Annotated in this window: 13 protein-coding genes; 10 read left to right on the top strand and 3 right to left on the bottom strand. The window is 65.0% G+C overall.

Annotated elements, in window-relative coordinates:
• Positions 1-22 precede the first annotated feature (22 nt).
• Entirely contained in the window at positions 23-5,503 is a 5,481-nt protein-coding gene (locus LIW09_RS12290) for a type IV secretory system conjugative DNA transfer family protein (RefSeq protein WP_256645887.1), read from the top strand.
• A gap of 159 nt (positions 5,504-5,662) precedes the next feature.
• On the opposite strand, the gene LIW09_RS12295 is transcribed toward LIW09_RS12290, so the two are convergent.
• On the bottom strand, positions 5,663-7,510 hold the full coding sequence (locus LIW09_RS12295; RefSeq protein ID WP_256645888.1) for a putative bifunctional diguanylate cyclase/phosphodiesterase: 1,848 nt from the start codon (positions 7,508-7,510) through the stop codon (positions 5,663-5,665).
• 98 nt (positions 7,511-7,608) lie between these two features.
• On the bottom strand, positions 7,609-8,037 hold the full coding sequence (locus LIW09_RS12300) for an EamA family transporter (RefSeq protein WP_256645889.1): 429 nt from the start codon (positions 8,035-8,037) through the stop codon (positions 7,609-7,611).
• A gap of 155 nt (positions 8,038-8,192) precedes the next feature.
• Here LIW09_RS12300 and LIW09_RS12305 point away from each other — a divergent pair, with 155 nt between their 5' ends.
• The 4 genes from LIW09_RS12305 (at position 8,193) to hemC (ending at position 11,486) form a co-directional block, all read left to right on the top strand.
• Positions 8,193-8,996: a COG4705 family protein gene (locus LIW09_RS12305; protein ID WP_256645890.1), complete on the top strand. Its 804-nt coding sequence runs from the start codon at positions 8,193-8,195 to the stop codon at positions 8,994-8,996.
• A gap of 38 nt (positions 8,997-9,034) precedes the next feature.
• Positions 9,035-9,706, top strand: coding sequence for an alpha/beta hydrolase (locus tag LIW09_RS12310; protein ID WP_256645891.1), 672 nt, complete (start codon positions 9,035-9,037; stop codon positions 9,704-9,706).
• Between the two features lie 70 nt (positions 9,707-9,776).
• Positions 9,777-10,520: a LytR/AlgR family response regulator transcription factor gene (locus LIW09_RS12315; protein ID WP_256645892.1), complete on the top strand. Its 744-nt coding sequence runs from the start codon at positions 9,777-9,779 to the stop codon at positions 10,518-10,520.
• A gap of 51 nt (positions 10,521-10,571) precedes the next feature.
• On the top strand, positions 10,572-11,486 hold the full coding sequence (hemC, locus tag LIW09_RS12320) for a hydroxymethylbilane synthase (protein WP_256645893.1): 915 nt from the start codon (positions 10,572-10,574) through the stop codon (positions 11,484-11,486).
• 1 nt (position 11,487) lies between these two features.
• Here hemC and LIW09_RS12325 read toward each other — a convergent pair whose 3' ends face one another.
• Positions 11,488-12,120: a DUF481 domain-containing protein gene (locus LIW09_RS12325; protein WP_256645894.1), complete on the bottom strand. Its 633-nt coding sequence runs from the start codon at positions 12,118-12,120 to the stop codon at positions 11,488-11,490.
• Positions 12,121-12,202: 82 nt separating this feature from the next.
• On the opposite strand from LIW09_RS12325, the gene LIW09_RS12330 reads away from it, so the two are divergent.
• The 5 genes from LIW09_RS12330 (at position 12,203) to LIW09_RS12350 (ending at position 18,872) form a co-directional block, all read left to right on the top strand.
• A complete protein-coding gene (locus tag LIW09_RS12330; RefSeq protein ID WP_256645895.1) occupies positions 12,203-13,174 on the top strand; it encodes a helix-turn-helix transcriptional regulator in 972 nt (323 codons plus the stop codon).
• On the top strand, positions 13,174-14,076 hold the full coding sequence (locus tag LIW09_RS12335; RefSeq protein ID WP_256645896.1) for a patatin-like phospholipase family protein: 903 nt from the start codon (positions 13,174-13,176) through the stop codon (positions 14,074-14,076). Before LIW09_RS12330 ends, LIW09_RS12335 begins: the two co-directional genes overlap by 1 nt.
• Before the next feature lie 59 nt (positions 14,077-14,135).
• A complete protein-coding gene (locus tag LIW09_RS12340) occupies positions 14,136-14,408 on the top strand; it encodes a hypothetical protein (protein WP_256645897.1) in 273 nt (90 codons plus the stop codon).
• Between the two features lie 79 nt (positions 14,409-14,487).
• On the top strand, positions 14,488-16,578 hold the full coding sequence (locus LIW09_RS12345) for a prolyl oligopeptidase family serine peptidase (protein ID WP_256645898.1): 2,091 nt from the start codon (positions 14,488-14,490) through the stop codon (positions 16,576-16,578).
• Between the two features lie 137 nt (positions 16,579-16,715).
• Positions 16,716-18,872 (top strand): S9 family peptidase, encoded by a 2,157-nt coding sequence (locus LIW09_RS12350; RefSeq protein WP_425507893.1) that lies wholly within the window; start codon positions 16,716-16,718, stop codon positions 18,870-18,872.
• Positions 18,873-18,875: the final 3 nt, after the last annotated feature.

Here is an 18,875-nt window from a genome sequence, read left to right on the forward strand (position 1 = left end):
AGCCGCGTGGATCAACGGCCAAATGGCCAACGAGATCCTTTCCCTTCCAAGCGGAAGCAAGGAGTGCCGCGTGGTTTTTTGCGGCCCACCGCCGAGCATGCTCGCGGAGCTTTTCAAAGTTCTTGCTGGTGATGGCCGATTGCTATCGGCGAGCATGGCCGATGGCACGACGGTTTCATTTCCGGTCGTGGTCCAAGTCGATGAAGTGCCGGATACGGAGCCAGTTGCCCGCGTGGACCAATCCGGCTACAGCTTGTTCCATGGCTTGGCTAGTCTTCGCAACGACCCCAGGGCCGGCATCTTCCTCACTCTAGTTCCGCCCGGTGGGCAAGCAAGCGACACCCATGAATCCACTCGCAAATCGTTCGGCGTCGCGTCCGTCGTGAACGAAGGCGGGGCACCAATTTCAGCTTGGTGGGACGACCCGTTCATTCAATACCTCGTCGACGCAGGTCTCGGGACAGGCGACGACAAGCAATTGGAGCAGGCGAAGCGACTCGTCCACGAGGCCGTAGTTGCTGCAGATGCAGCCAAGCAGCACGAGGTAAGCAGGAGCGGGGCATGGGACATCCTCGCCCGCCTTTGGGAACTGCGCGATGCGGGCCAGCCATTGGATGCGCGTGTAAGCCTGGCGAGTGGATTCCCCCCTTCGAGCGACGGGCACATCGATGTCACGCACAAGCTGTCCATCTTCAGCGCATTAGTCGACAAGTTTGAGCGCTCGAACCTGGGGTCTGGCGTGGAGCAATTGAAGGAACAGGCTCCTAAGGCCGGAGTTGATCCGACGCACCTGGACGCCTTCCTAGGGCAAGTGCGCCGCAAGTGCGACGTCGTGACGGCACTCAAGCGCTCCATGCCCTATTGCTACGCCCCTGACGAGACCATGCCGCCGCCCGGCTGGTGGGACGAGCTGACCGTCCAGAAATGGGAGCTATTGCTTGATGACGATACGACGGAGTCCTCTCCCGAGTTAACACTCACATGCACGAACCCATTGGCATTCCAGCTCAAGGGCTTCGTCCCCGTGGTCCGTAGCGCCGCGCGGCTTCAGGTCCAACTGCCGGATGGGTTGGAGGGCGCGCGTGTACGGATTACTCGGGAGGCGCCAGGCGGCATGGCGAATCGTCGCACGTGGGACTTGCCAAGCGCAGGATCCATGGAGTTCGTCGACGACGCATTCCCCCTTCACAGGGTGCCAATCAAATACGTGGCCGAAGTCGTGGAATGCCAGGGTGTAAAGCTAGAGGACGTCAAGAAGGCTAGCTCTAAACTGATTTCACTTTCCGCTTGGGAGCCGGGATTGATCGTATGCTCCCGCACCGCGGCGAAGGGGAAGGTGCCAAAGCTGGTGTCGAACAAACCCATCGACACGACCCTGGAGATGGCTGGCGCAGGACGGCACTACCTCGATGTTTACGCTCGGCCCGGCGTGGAAATTCTTTCCGGCGAAGCCACGGCGCATTGCGATGACGAGGAGCTGGAGCCGGCGAAGATTGGTCGCGTGGCCGACGACGAGTACGGCCTGGAAGTCGAGGCTGGCGGCGAGCGTCACTACCAGTTCGAGATAATGCGTCCAGAAAACGCCAAGAAGGACGTGTTCCGAGTTTTCCTCGTCGCGGATGAGGCAACTGCGGAGGAATGCACGAGTTACTTCGAGTTCCATTTGGCGAGGAACTCCCGACGCGAGGGAGGCAAGCTTCCTCGCGCCGTGCATGCGAACAGCCAATCCCGCAGTGCACAACTACAGGGATGGATGCTGGAAGGATCCCGCGTGGGCAGGTCGCATTACCCATTCGTGTTGGCACCAGACTATGCCAGCGAATGGCGTCGACGCGAATGGTCCTCGGTCGAGGATGTGATTTTCTCCTCGGCGAGGTTCCTCAGCGATCCCCGGCCTGGCATGGACGAGATGCAGCCGCCGGCCGCATTCATCGAATCAAGGCAATTGATCGCTGCCAAGGTTCGGGGCAAGGATGGAAACGATCTCGTTGAATCTGCCAACCTAGGCGAATGGCTGGTGACCGACAAGGAATTCGAGGAAGCAGTGGGCACATACGTCCGTGCCTATCTGGATTGGCTATCAGCCTCCCCGAAGGAAGCTTGCTGGTGCGACATCGGCCTAGTCATGGGGTTGGAATCGGATGGAGTAACGCTAGAGCAGGTTCCGAACGCGGTCATCGTCTCGCCATTGCATCCCATCCGATTCGCCTGGCAATGCCTTGCGCAACGAGCCATGTACCTCGCTTCGCGCAAGCGTCCATGCCCTGCCGCTAGCATCATGGATCCGGATTGCGTGCCTGACTCGATTGCATTGCCGCTACGCGATGCCACGGGCGGCACCAATGAGGTTGTCTACTTCTCAGTCGAATGCAGCTCGGACTACTGGGGCATCCTGTGGAACACGCAGCGTCTGGATCGATTGGCGAAGCTGGGCGTCTCCTCCCCCCTTGATCGGGAGATGGGCCTTCTGGTTGGTGGAATTTCCAGTGGGTTCAGTGCGTCTCAGGTCCACCGCGCCATGGATGACGTATGCGAGATGCTGGTGGCGAAACCGGTCATTGGCGTCCTTGTGTCCAGTGCAGCCGGCCAGAACAACGCATGCAACGATGGCCTCTTGTCCTGGGGGCGTGAGCATTTTTCAGCGGGCGCTATGCAAGGCAAGAACGCCTCGGTGTTCGGCGCGAGCGAGATCCACGTGTTCGACGAGCGCAATGAGGATGCCCGCCCGGGCGACGCGGAGATCTCCAACTTGGCCGAGGACACGAACAATGCCGTCCAATGGTACGGGGCGGCTGATTCCAGCATTTCGCACGATTTGGCCATCATCGCCCAATTGGAGACTTCCAATGCCAGTGCCCAGCCGATCAGGCAGACTTCTCCGCTAGGCGTTGGTGGCCTTGTGCGTGTGCGCATCCGCGAGCAACAAGCTTCCGGGAATGGGCAGTTCTTGAGTGAATCACGCGTGGCCGGTCCTGCCCGAGTGACGGGTGATGGGCTTGCGGACAATACCGCGAAGGCCATTGCTGCCCTGGAGGGCATGTCCGACATCCCTAAAGGCTACGTGTTCGCACCGAGCATCAACGCGGTCAAGAAATCTCTGGACAAGGCTGAATTCGCCGCAGTCTCCTCGTCTGCCGTGGATCCAGCTTGCTTCCTCGGAAACTGGCTCGAAGGCACCTACCTCTGGGACTACGAGCTTCCCTCGTACTCGGGAAGGTCCGGCGACAGCAATGGCTATTACCTGCTCTCGCGCATCAAGCCCCTTGATCTGGAGACGATGAAGATCGTCCTGCAGCGCCTGCCGGGGTGTGGAGACCTCCCGCATACGGAGCTTTCCGCGATCGTGCAAGAAGTGGCGCGCAGGGGCATTCCAACCGTGCGCGGCCTATCGGCTGGCAACTCGGGAGCCACCGGCGACTTGGGCCTCTTCATCGCGACTCGGCTCATCCAAGACAGCTTCCGCTCCTCAGGTGGGCAGCATGGTTTGTTGGTCCCATGGGAGGAACACGATGAGGAGCAGCGAATTTCGCTCGTCATCCCAGTCGATCCATTCCAGCGCTACCTCGATGATCTAGCCAAGGCCAACGGGAAACTCAATTTGCATCGCCCCGACCTGATCGTGGTGGGGCTGGTCATCACCGACTCTTCCGTTCGATGCAAGTTGACACCCGTCGAGGTGAAGAACCGGAGTGGCAACGCCCGGATGGCGCACAAGGACCGCCTCGCGGCGCTCGAGCAAGCCAAGTCGCTATCGGCATTGCTCAATTCGCTTCGCGAGACATATACCGACGATCAGGAGATGTTGATCTGGCGCCTGGCCTACGAAAACTTGCTGTCTTCCATGATCGGCTACGGTTTCCGTGTCTACAGCCAGCATCTGGCGGAGGGCGGCAAGGCTGCCGCGTGGGCAGGGCTGCATTCGCGGGTAATGGAGGCCATCCTCAACTCGGAACTTGGCGTGGAGATCGATGCGCGTGGACGTCTAATCGTCATCGATGGGACAACGAGTAGCGGCCCGAGCGATACCGACGGGGATTCCTTCAAGGAAACCATTGAGCTTTCCCAATCCGATGCCAGCCTAATCGTCAGGGGAACTGCGGACGCGTTCTATCAATCAATGAAGGCTGCGCTCCATGACTGGCAGCTCATGCCCAGAGAGGTTGCAACCACAACCGTGCCGATCGCGCCCGTGGCTGCACCCATGAAGCCAGAAGCACCATTCATCACGCCTCAGCCAGTGCAGCCCGCGGAAGAGCCTGTGGTATCTGCATCGCCATCCGAAGCCGGTGCCAATACGGTTGCGCCTTATGACGACGAGCCTCAGGCAACCCAAGAGCCCTCCAAGGCCACAGCGCCGGTCAACGGATCCGACCAAGTCGGGCTCATCCTCAGGGTCGGCGAAAACATCGACGCATTCCAAACGCGCGTGCGCCACCTCAACCTTGGCCAAACCTCGCTCAACCAATTGAACATGGGCGTGGTGGGCGACCTTGGCACGGGCAAGACCCAGTTGTTGCAATCACTTGTCTTCCAGATCGCCACTGGCGCGGCAGGGAACCGTGGGGTTTCCCCGAACATACTGATCTTCGATTACAAGAAGGACTACAGCTCGGAAGAGTTCGTGAAGGCGACGGGCGCGCGCGTCATTCGCCCCCAGCACATCCCGCTCAACCTCTTCGACTTGTCCAATTCTTCCCAATCGATCAGCCCATGGCTGGATCGCTATCGCTTCTTCTCGGATGCCATCGAGAAGATTTACTCGGGCATTGGCGCGGTCCAGCGCGAGAAGCTGAAGAATGCAATCAAGGAGGCCTACAAAGGGCGCGGCGAGAGCAACTACCCAACCATCTACGACGTATTCCAGAACTACCAGCTTGCAGTGAAGGGAAGCCCGGATTCGATCACTGGCATTCTCAGCGACATGGTGGACATGGAGCTTTTCGCCAATGATCCGGCATCCATCGTCAGTCCTGGTGAGTTCCTCAAGGGTGTCGTAGTCATCGCGCTCAATGAGCTTGGCCCGGACGATAAGACCAAGAGCATGCTCGTGACGATCCTGTTGAACGTTTTCTACGAGCACATGTTGAAGATTCCTAAGCGTCCTTTCCTAGGGGTTGATCGGAACATGCGCGTCGTCGATTCGATGTTGCTTGTCGACGAAGCAGACAGCATCATGAAATACGAGTTCGATGTCCTTCGCAGGTTGCTCCTCCAGGGGCGCGAGTTCGGCGTTGGCGTGATCCTTGCGTCGCAGTATCTGAGCCACTTCAAGGTCGGGGCAACCGACTATAGGGAGCCCCTCTTGACCTGGTTCCTGCACAAGGTTCCCAACCTAAAGCCGCAGGAACTGAGCGCGCTCGGCCTGAGCGAGCAGTCCTCGCTTCAGCAAATGGCAGAGCGAATCAAGTCGCTTAACGTCCATGAGTGCATGTACAAGACGCATGATGTTTCTGGCGAATTCATCGTGGGGGCGCCTTTCTACAAAAGGGGCGAATGGGGTTGAAAACCAGATCCCATGACGCGCCCTATCACGCCAAGCGCGCCCCCATGGAGCTTTGCTAGAAGTGAGTCAGATTGTGAGTCAGGCCAGGTATTGAGATACAACAAGATCAAATAGAATCATGTAGTTGGCCCACCCATTTGGTTGCTGGTGGCCCATGCCTCACCCGCGCTGCCGCAGCCAGCTTGAAAATGCCGGTAGCGGCATCGGCCGGCCATAGAGGTAGCCCTGCGCGGCGTCGCAGCCTTCGCGCGCCAGGAAATCCCACTGCTGCGGCGTCTCCACGCCTTCGGCCAGGGTGCTGAGGCCCAGGCTGCGGCCCATCGCGATGACCGCGCGGCAGATCACGGCGTCGTTGGCATCGGTGTGGATGTCGTGGACGAACGACTTGTCGATCTTGATCTGGTCGATGGGCAGGCGCTTGACGTAGTTGAGCGAGGAATAGCCGGTGCCGAAATCATCCAGCGAAAAGCACACGCCCAGCTGCCGCAGCTCGTCCATGGTGGCAATGGCCTGCTCGATGTTGTCCAGCAGCATGCTTTCGGTGATTTCCATCTTGAGCCGCGCCGGCTCGATTCCGCTGGCCTGCAGCAGCGCGCGCACGTCCTGCACGAAGCCGGGCTGGTAGAACTGCCGCGCGCTGACGTTGACGGCCATGCTCAACGTGGCCATCACCGGGTCGTTCTGCCACGCGCCCAGGATGTTGCAGGCCTGCTCCAGCACCCAGTGGCCGATGCCGATGATGAGCCCGGTGTCCTCGGCCAGCGGGATGAAGTCCAGCGGCGGCACCATGCCGCGCTGCGGATGGTTCCAGCGAATCAGCGCTTCGACGCCCAGGCAGCGGCCCCCGGCATCGACTTGCGGCTGGAAGTGCAGCACCAGCTCGTCGCGCGCCTGCGCCACGCGCAACTCAAGCTCGAACGCCGCGCGCGCGCTGATGCCGGCCTGGATGGACGGATCGAAATAACGCATCGCGTTGCGGCCGGCATCCTTGGCCTGGTACATGGCCTGGTCGGCGCGCTTGAGCAGTTCGCTGGCATCCGCCGTGCGCCCATCGAACAAGGCAATCCCGAGACTGGCGCTGCTCTGGTACGGCACGTCGTCCAGCACGCAGGGGCGGGCCAGTTCGGCCAGCACCTTCTCGCAGATCCTGCGCGCCTGGCCCACTGCGGCCTCCGCCTCGGGGTCGAGCTGCTGCAGCAGCAGCACGAATTCATCGCCTCCCATCCGCGCCACCGTGTCGCTCTTGCGTACGATGGCGTCCAGCCGGCCAGCCATTTCAACCAGCAGGCGGTCGCCGATGTCGTGCCCGCGGGTGTCGTTGATGACCTTGAAGTGATCCAGGTCCAGGTACACCAGCGCGCCGTGCCCGCCACTGCGCTCGGTGGTTGCCATCGCCTGCTCCAGCCGGTCGTGCAGCAGGCGGCGGTTGGGCAGATGCGTGAGGGGATCGAAGTAGGCCAGGTCAAAGGCCTGCTGTTCGATCTGCTTGCGGTTGGTGATGTCGCGCCAGATGCAATACAACGCATCGCGCCCCTGCAGATCGATCCGGGCCAGGGTCACTTCCGCTGGAAAGCAGCTGCCGTCGGCGCGACGATGTTCCCATTCGAAGCGATGCACGCCCTCGCAAAACGCGCGCTTCATCATCTCGTCCGCTTTCTCGAACGAGCTGCGCCCATCCGGCTGGTATTCCGGGGACAGCCGCGCCGGATGCTGCAGGATGTCTTCGCGACGCGCGTAGCCCAGGATGGCAAGCGCGGCCTGGTTGCAGTCGGTGAACTGACCTTCCTCGATCAGCCAGCACGGGTCGGGCGAGTTGTCGAACACGTCGCGGAAGCGCTTCTCGCTGTGATGAAGATGGAAGGTCCGCAGGCGTATCTGCTGCGCCAGCCGCGGCAACTCCTGCTCCATCAACGGCCGGATCTCGGCATCGGGCAAACGACCGATCTCATCCCGCAGCTCCAGCAAGCGATCCGCCAGCGGCGTTGCGATCGTCCGGTCATCCTTCATGCATTCACCCAGCCTTGCCTGCGAGGAGCGCGCCAATGCCGCCTGCCAGCGGCATTCCGCGGTGTCTTTCCACGTTTACGGCAGGCCCGGCCCGGACTTCAGCGCTTCAAGCCCAGCAGCAACACCCCGGATGCCACCAGCGCAAGCCCCAGCCATTCCCGTGCGCCCGGCCGTTCGCCAAGAAATGCCACGGCGAATACCGCCACCAACAGCAGGCTGGACTTGTCCACCGCCGCCACCTGCGACGCATCGCCTGCCTGCAGCGCGCGGAAGTAGAACACCCAGGACGCGCCGGTGGCGAGCGCGGACAGGCCGAGGAACAGCCAGACGCGCGCCGACAGCTGGACCGGGTTGACCCACTTGCCGGTGCCGGCCACGAACACGATCAGCACCAGCAGGATCATGGCGGTGCGAATCAGGGTGGCGTAATCGGAATTCACGCCGGCCAGGCCGAGCTTGGCAAAAATCGCGGTGAGCGCGGCGAACACCGCCGACAGCAGGGCCCAGGCAAACCATGTCTGCGTCATCTCGCCTCCCGGCATGTTGGCTTTGGCGGCACGCTGCCGGGCTCCGGCACTGCGTGCGGCGTCACGGCTGGGAGCATAGCGCCGGAATCGCGGTCTGCCCCGCGACTGGCGTATTGTCATCCGCTACGCCATCCGCACAGCCAGGGAATGCATGCATGACGCGCTCTCCAGATTCCGCCGGACATGCCTCCCGCGCCCTGGCCAAGGTGCCGGAACTCACCCTGCTGTTCTGGCTGATCAAGATCGCCGCGACCACGCTGGGCGAGACCGGTGGCGATGCGGTGACGATGTCCTGGCTGGGTGAAACCAGCGCAACCCCGCATGCCAACGGTTACTTGCTCGGCACCGGCCTCTTCGCCGCTGTTTTCCTGTTCGCGGTGTGGATGCAAATTCGCGCCAGCCGCTTCAACCCGTGGCTGTACTGGTTCGCCATCCTCGCCAGCACCACGGTGGGCACCACCCTGGCCGACTTCGCCGACCGTTCGCTGGGAATCGGCTACAGCGGCGGCTCGGCGCTGCTGCTGGCGCTGCTGCTTGGCTCGCTGTGGCTGTGGAAGCGCACGCTTGGCACGATTTCGGTCGCCAGCGTCGCCACGCCGCGGGCGGAGGGCTTCTACTGGATGACCATCATGGCGTCGCAGACGCTGGGAACCGCGCTGGGCGACTGGGTTGCAGACACCGCCGGGCTTGGCTACACGGGCGGCATCGCGATCTTCGGCGTGGCGCTGGCGGGGGTTGCGGCGCTGCATTTCGCGAAAAAAGCCTCGCCAACCCTGCTGTTCTGGGCCGCCTTCATCCTGAGCCGGCCACTGGGCGCGGTGCTGGGCGATTTCCTCGACAAGCCGCTGGCGCAAGGCGGGCTGGCGCTGAGCCGCACGTCGGCCACGCTGGCGCTGCTGGGCTTCATCGTGATCTGCATTGCGGCCGTTCCGCAGCGGGCGGCGCAGCGGGCGCACTGAGCCGCATAATGCGGCGCCCACCCCCTGTTGGACGCCGCATGCTGCTTGAGACCGTTGAACACGAAACCGGCCACAACCCGCAGTGGTCCGTGCTGTGGCTGCACGGCCTGGGCGCCGATGGCAACGACTTCGCCCCGATCGTGCCGGAACTGGTGCGCCGCGACTGGCCGGCGCTGCGCTTCGTGTTCCCGCATGCGCCGGTGCGCGCGGTCACCATCAATGGCGGCGCACGCATGCGCGCTTGGTATGACATCCGCGATTTCGATTTGGCCAACCGCGCCGACCTGGACGGCGTGGATGCCTCGGTGGCGCAGGTGGAGGCGCTGATCGCGCGCGAAGCCCAGCGTGGCATCCCGTCGCAGCGATTGTTGCTGGCCGGTTTCTCGCAGGGCGGCGCGATTGCCCTGGCCGCCAGCCTGGCACGCAGCGCGCCGCTGGCCGGCGTGATCGCCCTGTCCACGTATCTGCCGATGCCACTGGCACTGGCCAGGCAGCGCCTGCAACCTGCGGTCACGCGACCCCCAGTGTTCATGGCCCATGGCACGCAGGACCCTGTGGTGCCCGTCGCTGCGGGCGACGCCGGCATGCAGGCGATGCAGGCATTCGGCTTCGACGTGGCGTGGCACCGCTACCCGATGCAGCACGCGGTCTGTGCCGAGGAAATCGCCGACCTGGGCGACTGGATCGGCGCGCGCTTCGCCGTCGGCTGAAGATGACGCGCATGCGAGGCACGGCTACCATCCGGCGAGGGGCGGGGACGATGCCCGCGGAGATCCGGCCATGAACGCAGCCACGCTGCGCGTGCTGATCGTGGATGACGAGCCACTGGCGCGCATGCGCCTGCGCGCGCTGCTGGAGGCGCAACCTGGCGTGCGGGTTCTCGGCGAGGCCGGCGACGGTCATTGCGCCCTGCAGGCCTGTCTCCAGCAACCCGTGGATCTGGTGCTGCTGGACATCGCCATGCCCGGCATCGACGGCCTGGAAACCGCGCGCCACCTGGCCACCCTGCAGCCGAGTCCGGCCGTGGTGTTCTGCACCGCCTTCGACGCACACGCGCTGTCGGCATTCGAGGCGAAGGCGCTGGACTACCTGGTCAAACCGGTGCGCGCAGAGCGCCTGGCAGCCGCGCTGGACAAGGTGCGCACGTTCCTGGCCGGGCGCAGCAGCCAGCACGCCGATGGCGCCGCGCAAGCGCGCAGCCACCTGTGCGCGCGCCTGCGCGGCAGCCTGCGCCTGATCCCGGTCGAGGACATCCACTATTTGCAGGCTGACGAAAAATACGTGGCCGTCCACCATGCGCGCGGCGAGGATTTGATCGAGGAATCGCTGAAGTCGCTGGAAACGGAATTCACCGATCGCTTCGTGCGCATCCACCGCAATTGCCTGGCCGCACGCGATGAAATCATCGAACTTCGGCGCACGCCGGAAGGCCACGTGCAGGCGATCCTGCGGCACGTGCCGCTGCCGCTGGACGTCAGCCGCCGCTGCATGCCGCAGCTGCGCGAAACGCTGCGGCATCTGTAATGCTGCGCGTGCAACGTCCGCCAGCACACCAGTGCAGGCGATAATGCGCGCATGACCACGCTGCGCATCGCCACCCGCAAGAGCCCGCTCGCCCTCTGGCAAACCGAACACGTCGCCGACCGCCTGCGCGCGGCCCATCCCGGCCTGCAGGTCGAGCTGGTGCCGCTCAGCACCCGTGGCGATGAAATCCTGGATCGTTCGCTGGCCGCGATCGGCGGCAAGGGCCTGTTCCTGAAGGAGCTGGAACTGGCGATGCAGCGCGGGCAAGCCGACTGCGCGGTGCATTCGCTCAAGGACGTGCCGATGGAGCTGGAACCGGGCTTCGCGCTGGCGGCAATCCTGGCCCGCGCCGACCATGCCGACGCGTTCGTCAGCAATGCATTCGACAGTCTGCAGGCATTGCCGCAGGGCGCGCGCGTGGGCACCTCGTCGCTGCGTCGCCAGGCGCAGCTGCGTGCGCTGCGACCGGACCTGCAATTGCGTGATCTGCGCGGCAACGTCAACACCCGCCTGGCAAAGCTCGACGCCGGCGACTACGACGCCATCGTGCTGGCCTGCGCTGGCTTGCAGCGGCTGGGGTTCGACGCCCGCATCCGCGCCCGCCTCGATGCACCGCTCTGGCTGCCGGCGCCGGCGCAGGGCGCCATCGCCATCGAATGCCGCGCCGACGATGCGCGCGTGGCGGCGCTGTGCGCGGCGCTGGACGATGCCGACACGCAAACCTGCGTGCGCGCCGAGCGCGCGATGAATCGCGCCCTGCACGGCAGCTGCCACGTGCCGGTGGCGGCGCTGGCCACGCTGCGCGAGGGCTCGCTGCAGCTGCAGGGACTGGTGGGCTCCGCCCGCGACGGCCACAGCGTGCGTGCGCAGGCCGGCGGCCCGGCGCAGGCGCCGGAAGCACTGGGCCATGCCGTTGCAGACGACTTGCTGGCCCAGGGCGCGCGCGCGCTGATCGACGCGTCGTGAATCAGAACGCGTAGCGCAGCTTCAAGGTCGCATCGGTCTGGTTGCGGCCAGCCAGCGCACTGTCGCGACGCAGCTCCACGCCCGAGCTGAGGATCAGCATCGGCTGCAGCTGCACCTTCAGCAACAGGCTGTTGCGCAGGTAGGCGCCACGCTGGCCGGCTTCCAGCCGCGTGGTCTGCGACAACTGCGCGCGCTGGCCCAAGGCCTGGTTCCATTCCACTTGCCCGCGCAGGATCGGGCCGGTCGAGGCTATGCCGTCGTCGGCATAGCCCTGCAAGCGATAGCCGGTATCCACCGACACGCGCAGGGTGGTCTCGGCCGTTTTCAGTGCCTGCACGCCGTACTGCAGGCCCACGCGCGCATTGCTGCCCTGCGCCTTCATCCAGTCGCGGCGCTCGCTTGGCAGGCGCAGCTGGCCTGCGGCACCGGGCAAATCATCGCTGCCAATGCGGCGCTGGCCCGCGGGAATCGCCGCCATGGCTTCGACCTGCCACTCGCCATTCACGCACTGTGCCGCCAGGCAGCGGGGCGGATCCACCAGGCGCTGCGCCACTTCCGGTTGCAAGACCGGAACAGTCAGTTGGGCGATGGCGGTCGGCGGCGCGGAAAACGCCAGCCACAGCAGCGGCAGCATGATCGTCCGGCAAAAGGAGACGGCCTGCATTCTACCCGGCCCAACCTCCATTCGGCGCGGCGGACTGCCGCATAATCAGCCCATGGATCGCTACGAACGCATCATCGCCCTGCACCGCAACCTGCAGTCCGCGCGCCGCCCGGTGACGGTGGCCCACCTGCAGGACGAATTGGGCTGCTCGCGCGCCACCGTTTATCGCGACATCGCCTTCCTGCGCGACGCCCTGATGGCACCGGTGATCGGCGACGGCGACGCCGGTTTCAGCTACGACAAGACCGGGGTCGAACGCTTCGAGCTGCCCGGCCTGTGGCTGAGTTCCGAAGAGCTGCATGCCCTGCTGGCGGCGCAGCAGCTGCTGGCACGCAGCAGCGGCGGGATGCTGTCGGCCGCGCTGGCGCCGCTGCAGCAACGCGTGGAAAAGTTGCTGGACGCGCACTCCGGCGGCAAACGCTGGCCGCTGGAACGGGTGCGGGTGATCCCGCACCGCATCCGCAACATGGACGAACACGCGTTCCGCATCGTGGCCTCGGCGGTGCTGGAGCGGCAGCTGCTGTCGTTCGACTATCGGGCCCGCTCCACCGACGAGCGAACCCGGCGCACGGTCAGCCCGCAACGGCTCACCCACTATCGCGACAATTGGTATCTGGATGCGTGGGACGAAGACCGCGAAGGCCTGCGCAGCTTTTCCATCGACCGCATCAGCGGTGCGCGCGTCGCCAGCGGCAGCGCGCGCGACGTCGAAGAAGACACGCTCAATGCGCACCTGGCCGGCAGCTACGGCATTTTTTCCGGCGCGCCCAAGCACTGGGCCACGATCCGCTTCAGCGCCAGGGCCGCGCGCTGGGTGGCCGATGAACACTGGCATTCGCAGCAGCAGGGGCGTTTTCTTGGCGATGGTCGCTACGAATTGAAGCTGCCATATTCGGTTCCCCGCGAGCTGTTGATGGACGTGCTGCACTACGGTGCCGATGCCGAAATCGTGGAACCCAAGTCGCTGCGCGAACAGCTGCGCGCGCACCTGCAACTGGCGCTGTCCAATTACGAGGAAAATTGATGAGCAGTCCCGCGACCGCGCTGCCACAGGGCGCATCCGTTGTCCTGGCGCTGGGCGCCGGCGGCGCGCGCGGACTTGCCCAGATCGGCGTCCTCGAAGTGCTGCAGGAGCGGGGGCTGTACATCGAGGCGGTCGCCGGCACGTCCTGCGGCGCACTGGTCGGCGGCGCCTTCGCCGCCGGCAAGCTGGATGAATTGCGCGACTGGTTGCTGCGTACCCGCCGCAGCCAGATGCTGCGCCTGCTCGATCCCGGCATGAGCCGCCCGGCCATGTTCACCGGCAATCGCCTGGTGCACGCGCTGCGCGAAGTCGTCGGCGAGCCGCGCATCGAAGAGCTGCCCATCGACTTCACCGCCGTGGCCGTGGACCTGTTGCGCCAGCGCGAAGTCTGGCTGCGCCACGGCGACCTGTGGGACGCGCTGCGCGCCTCGTTCGCCATTCCCGGCATCTTCACTCCGCTGACCATTGCCGGCATGGAGCTGGTGGACGGTGGCCTGCTGGCGCCGCTGCCCATCACCGCCACCCGCATGTCCGGCCCGCATCGCGTCATCGCGGTGGACATCCACGGCGGCCTGCCGCAACGCCGTGACGCCCCGGTGCGCGATGTTGATGCCGAGCGCGGCAAATCCGCGCCCGGCCTGATCGGCCGCTGGATGGAACGGCACGGCAGCAGCGCCGACGCACGCCCGCAGCACCGCTTCGGCTTGATGGAAGTGATGTCGCTGTCACTGGACACCATGCAAGAGCGCATCGCGCGCGTGCAGCTTGCCCTGGAACCCCCCGAACTGCTGATCCGCATTCCGCGCGACGCCTGCCAGTTCTACGAGTTCTGGCGCGTCGCCGAACTGATCGACATCGGCCGCCGCGAAGCGGAGAAGGCGCTGGACGCGGCGGGGTATTGAACGTCGCAGCCCGTGAGACGCCGGCGTTGCATCGTGCCGGCACACCACGGAGCGCCGCCATGATCACCCGCAACCACCTCGACTCCTGCCTGCGTCACGCCGTCATCCTTGGCGCGCTGACGGTGCTGTTGATCCCCGCCGCGCGCGGCAGCAGCGCCTGGTTCGGCTGGTGGCCGCTGTGGCTGCTGGGCATGCCGTTGTCGGCATGGTGGAGCCTGCGCGGATTCCCGCTGCCGCGCGTCGCGCTGCGCCTGCCACAGCGGCGGCGTGCGCAGGCGCGGCGGCGGCGGCGACCTGCCCCTTCCCCGGCGAACATCGAGCGCCGCGCATAAGCAACCACCCAACGGCCAGTCCATCCTCGTGCCATCAGGCCTGTGCTAGCGTCCGAGGTTTCTCCCCCGGAGCCTTTTCATGTCCCAACTCTCCAGCGCCTGCCTGATCGCCAGCCTTGCGCTTGCCGGCGCGGCATCCGCGCAGACCCCGCCCACCAACGACCCCTACGCCTGGCTGGAAGACGTCCAAGGCGAAAAATCGCTGGACTGGGTGAAGGCGCGCAACGCCAAGGCCGAGGCGGAGATCGCCGGCAGCCCCGCGTTCAAGGCACTGGAAGCGCAGATCCGCGCGATCCTCGATTCCGACGCCAAGATCCCCGGCGTCGAGAAGATCGGCGGGTACTACTACAACTTCTGGAAGGACAAGCAGCACGAGCGCGGCGTCTGGCGCCGCACCACGCTGGACGAGTACCGCAAGCCGGACCCGCAGTGGGAAACCGTGCTCGACCTCGACGCGCTGAACCAGGCCGAGAACGCCAAGTGGGTCTGGCACGGCGCTGACTGCCTGCGGCCGAAGTACCAGCGCTGCCTGATCGCGCTGTCGCCGGGCGGCTCCGACGCCGACGTGACCCGCGAGTTCGACCTCACCACCAAGCAGTTCGTGCAGGACGGCTTCTTCCGGCCGGAAGCCAAGGGCGGGCTGTCGTGGATCGACGAGGACACGGTCTACGTGTTCACCGATTTCGGCCCGGGCACGCTGACCAGTTCGGGTTATCCGAACATCGTCAAGGAGTGGACGCGCGGCACGCCGCTGTCGGCCGCGAAGACCGTGTACGAAGGCAAGCCGGGCGACATGTACATCAGCGCCAGCCGCGACCACACGCCGGGCCATGAGCGCGACTTCGTCAACCGCACCATCGCCTTCTACAACGACGAGCTGTATCTGCGGAACGCGGACGGCAGCCTGACCAAGGTCGATGCGCCGAACAGCGCGCAGAAGGGCGTGCACAAGGACTGGCTGCTGCTGGAGCTGCGCGAGCCCTATGAAGCCGGCGGCAAGACCTGGACGCCGGGCTCGCTGATCGCCACCAACTTCAACGACTTCATGGCCGGCAAGCGCGCGTTCACCGCGCTGTTCGAGCCGACCGACAACGCCGCGCTGGCCGGCTACGCGTGGACGAAGGACCACCTCGTCCTCAACGTGATGGAGGACGTCAAGAACCGCCTGATCGTGCTCACGCCGGGCAAGGACGGCTGGGCGAAGTCGGCCTTCGTCGGCGCGCCGACCATCGGCACCATTGGCGTGGGCGCGGTGGATGCCGACGACAGCAACGCGGTGTGGCTGACCGCCACCGACTTCCTCAGCCCCACCACGCTGTCCATCGCGGAGATCGGCCAAAAGCCCGAAGTGCTGAAGTCCAACCCGGTGTTCTTCGACGGCAGCAAGGACGTGATCGAGCAGCACTTCGCCACCAGCAAGGACGGAACGAAGGTGCCGTACTTCCTGGTGCGGCCGACGGACCTGAAGTTCGATGGCAAGGCGCCGACCCTGCTGTACGGCTACGGCGGCTTCGAGATCTCGATGACGCCGGCGTATTCGGGCGGCATCGGCAAGGGCTGGCTGGAAAAGGGCGGCGTGTACGCGCTGGCCAACATCCGCGGCGGCGGCGAATACGGCCCGCGCTGGCACCAGGCCGCGCTGAAGGCCAATCGCCACAAGGCCTACGAGGACTTCGCCGCGATCGCCGACGACCTGGTGGCGCGCAAGATCACATCAACGCAGCACCTGGGCACCATGGGCGGCAGCAACGGCGGCCTGCTGATGGGCAACATGCTGACCCAGTATCCGGAGAAGTTCGGCGCGATCGTGGTGCAGGTGCCGCTGCTGGACATGAAGCGCTACAGCCACCTGCTGGCCGGTGCGTCGTGGATGGCCGAATACGGCGACCCGGACACGGCGGACTGGGACTTCATCAAGACGTTCTCGCCCTACCACCTGTTCGACCCGGCCAAGGCCTACCCGGCGACCCTGTTCACCACCTCGACCAAGGACGACCGCGTCCATCCCGGCCACGCGCGCAAGATGATGGCGAAGATGGAAGCGGCAGGTAAGGACGTGCGTTACTACGAGAACATCGAGGGCGGCCACGGCGGCGCGGCCAACAACGCGCAGGCGGCGCACATGAACGCGCTGGCCTACACGTTCCTGTGGAACCAGCTGACGAAGTGAGTATTTGCCGTCATGCCCGCGAAGGCGGGCATCCAGCGTCTTCTGTCCTTGTGGCGACATCCATCAACGCCATTGGATCCCCGCTTTCGCGGGGATGACGAGCAGAGCGTTGCAATCCGCCGCGCGGAGCCCCATCCATGAACTCCCACGTCCTGATCGCCGGTCTCTTCCTCATGAGCAGCTTCGCTTCCGCCCAGACCCCGCCCACGCCGCCCGACGCGGACCAGAAGCCGCACGTGGTGAAGGCGCCGTTCGGCGCCGAACGCCAGGACGAGTACTACTGGCTGCGCGACGACGCGCGCAGCAATCCCGAGGTACTTGGCTACCTCGATGCCGAAAATGCCTATGCCGACGCACTGCTGGCGCCGCTGAAGCCGGTGCAGGACACGCTGTACGACGAGATCGTGGCGCGCATCAAGCAGGACGATGCCAGCGTGCCGTCACGCGAGCGCGGCTACTGGTACTACTCGCGCTTCGAGACCGGCAAGGACTACCCGATCCACGCGCGCCGCAAGGACGCACCGGGGATCGACGCGCTGTCGATCCAGCAGGCCAACGCGGCGGGCGACTTCGCCGGCGAAGACGTGCTGCTGGATGTCAACGCGCTGGCCGCGGGCAAGGACTATTACAGCGTCGGCGACTTCGAGGTCACCCAGGACAACGCGATCCTGGCCTATGCCGACGACAGCAACGGCCGTCGCCAGTACACCATCCGCTTCCGCAACCTCGCCACTGGCGAGGCCTACCCGGAATCCATTGCCGGCGTCTCGGCCAACCTGGTCTGGGCCGACGACAACAAGACCCTGTTCTACGTCGAGAACGACCCGGAAACGCTGCTGACGGTGCGGGTGAAGAAGCATGTGCTGGGCACCGACCCGAAGGACGATCCGGTGGTGTACGAGGAACAGGACGACAGCTTCTACATGGGCATCGACCGTACCCGCGACGAGAAGTACATCGTCATCGGGGTGAGCAGCACGGTGTCCGACGAACTGCGCTACGCGCCGGCCAGCGACCCGCGCGAGTTCACCGTGCTGGCGCCGCGCGCGCGCGACGTGGAGTACGACGCCGACCACTTCGGCGGGCGCTGGGTGATCCGCACCAATGATGGCCAGGCGACCAACTTCAAGCTGGTCACCGCCGCCGATGGCGCAACGGCACGCAAGGACTGGACGGACTGGGTCGCGCACCGTGACGATGTATTCATCGAAGGCTTCGAGTTGTTCGACGGCTTCACCGCGATTGCCGAACGCTCCGGCGGCCTGGAACGCGTGCGCATCATCAAGGCCGATGGCAGCGACGCATTCGTGCACGCCGACGAGCCGGCGTATTCGATGGGACTGGACGCCAATACCGAAGCGAATTCCGACTGGCTGCGCTACAGCTACACCTCGATGACCACCCCGGCCACCGTGTACGAATTGAGCGTGGCCACCGGCGAGCGTCGCCTGCTCAAGCGCCAGCCGGTGCTGGGCGGCTATGACCCTGCCCACTACGTCACCGAGCGGCTGTGGGCCACCGCCCGCGACGGCACCAAGATTCCCGTCTCCATCGTCTACCGGAAGGGCTTCCAGAAGAACGGCACGGCCGCGCTGCTGCAGTACGCCTACGGCAGCTACGGCCTGTCGATGGATCCGGGCTTCTCGGTCACCGCGGTCAGCCTGCTGGATCGCGGCATGGCCTATGCCATCGCCCACATCCGCGGCGGCCAGGAGATGGGCCGCAAGTGGTACGAAGACGGCAAGCTGCTGCACAAGAAGAACACCTTCACCGACTTCATCGACGTCACCGATTTCCTGGTGCAGGAAGGCTACGCCGCACCCGACCGCGTGGCCGCGCACGGCGGCAGCGCCGGCGGGCTGCTGATGGGCGCCATTGCGAACATGGCGCCGGAGAAATACCGGGTGATCCTGTCGCAGGTGCCGTTCGTGGACGTGGTGACGACCATGCTCGACCCGACCATCCCGCTGACCACCAACGAATACGACGAGTGGGGCAACCCGGAACAGAAGCCGTTCTACGACTACATCGTCACCTACTCGCCCTACGACAACCTGGAAGCCAAGGCGTATCCGGCGATGTTCGTCGGCACCGGGCTGTGGGATTCGCAGGTGCAGTACTGGGAGCCGGCCAAGTACGTGGCGCGGCTGCGCGACCTCAACACGTCGTCCGAGCCGGTGGTGTTCCGCACCAACATGGAAGCCGGCCACGGCGGCAAGTCCGGCCGCTTCCGCCGCTACCGCGAGCAGGCGGAAATGTACGCGTTCATGCTGGATCGGCTGGGCGTCGACTAACCT

Origin of the sequence: Thermomonas paludicola (assembly GCF_024498955.1) — a bacterium.
Lineage (GTDB): Bacteria > Pseudomonadota > Gammaproteobacteria > Xanthomonadales > Xanthomonadaceae > Thermomonas > Thermomonas paludicola.

What these genes read in the sequence shown, in the direction of transcription:
- LIW09_RS12290 (WP_256645887.1), top strand. Translation starts at nt 23, where the DNA reads ATGGCCAACGAGATCCTTTCCCTTCCAAGCGGAAGCAAGGAGTGCCGC.
- LIW09_RS12295 (WP_256645888.1), bottom strand. Translation starts at nt 7,510, where the DNA reads ATGAAGGATGACCGGACGATCGCAACGCCGCTGGCGGATCGCTTGCTG.
- LIW09_RS12300 (WP_256645889.1), bottom strand. Translation starts at nt 8,037, where the DNA reads ATGACGCAGACATGGTTTGCCTGGGCCCTGCTGTCGGCGGTGTTCGCC.
- LIW09_RS12305 (WP_256645890.1), top strand. Translation starts at nt 8,193, where the DNA reads ATGACGCGCTCTCCAGATTCCGCCGGACATGCCTCCCGCGCCCTGGCC.
- LIW09_RS12310 (WP_256645891.1), top strand. Translation starts at nt 9,035, where the DNA reads ATGCTGCTTGAGACCGTTGAACACGAAACCGGCCACAACCCGCAGTGG.
- LIW09_RS12315 (WP_256645892.1), top strand. Translation starts at nt 9,777, where the DNA reads ATGAACGCAGCCACGCTGCGCGTGCTGATCGTGGATGACGAGCCACTG.
- hemC (WP_256645893.1), top strand. Translation starts at nt 10,572, where the DNA reads ATGACCACGCTGCGCATCGCCACCCGCAAGAGCCCGCTCGCCCTCTGG.
- LIW09_RS12325 (WP_256645894.1), bottom strand. Translation starts at nt 12,120, where the DNA reads ATGCTGCCGCTGCTGTGGCTGGCGTTTTCCGCGCCGCCGACCGCCATC.
- LIW09_RS12330 (WP_256645895.1), top strand. Translation starts at nt 12,203, where the DNA reads ATGGATCGCTACGAACGCATCATCGCCCTGCACCGCAACCTGCAGTCC.
- LIW09_RS12335 (WP_256645896.1), top strand. Translation starts at nt 13,174, where the DNA reads ATGAGCAGTCCCGCGACCGCGCTGCCACAGGGCGCATCCGTTGTCCTG.
- LIW09_RS12340 (WP_256645897.1), top strand. Translation starts at nt 14,136, where the DNA reads ATGATCACCCGCAACCACCTCGACTCCTGCCTGCGTCACGCCGTCATC.
- LIW09_RS12345 (WP_256645898.1), top strand. Translation starts at nt 14,488, where the DNA reads ATGTCCCAACTCTCCAGCGCCTGCCTGATCGCCAGCCTTGCGCTTGCC.
- LIW09_RS12350 (WP_425507893.1), top strand. Translation starts at nt 16,716, where the DNA reads ATGAACTCCCACGTCCTGATCGCCGGTCTCTTCCTCATGAGCAGCTTC.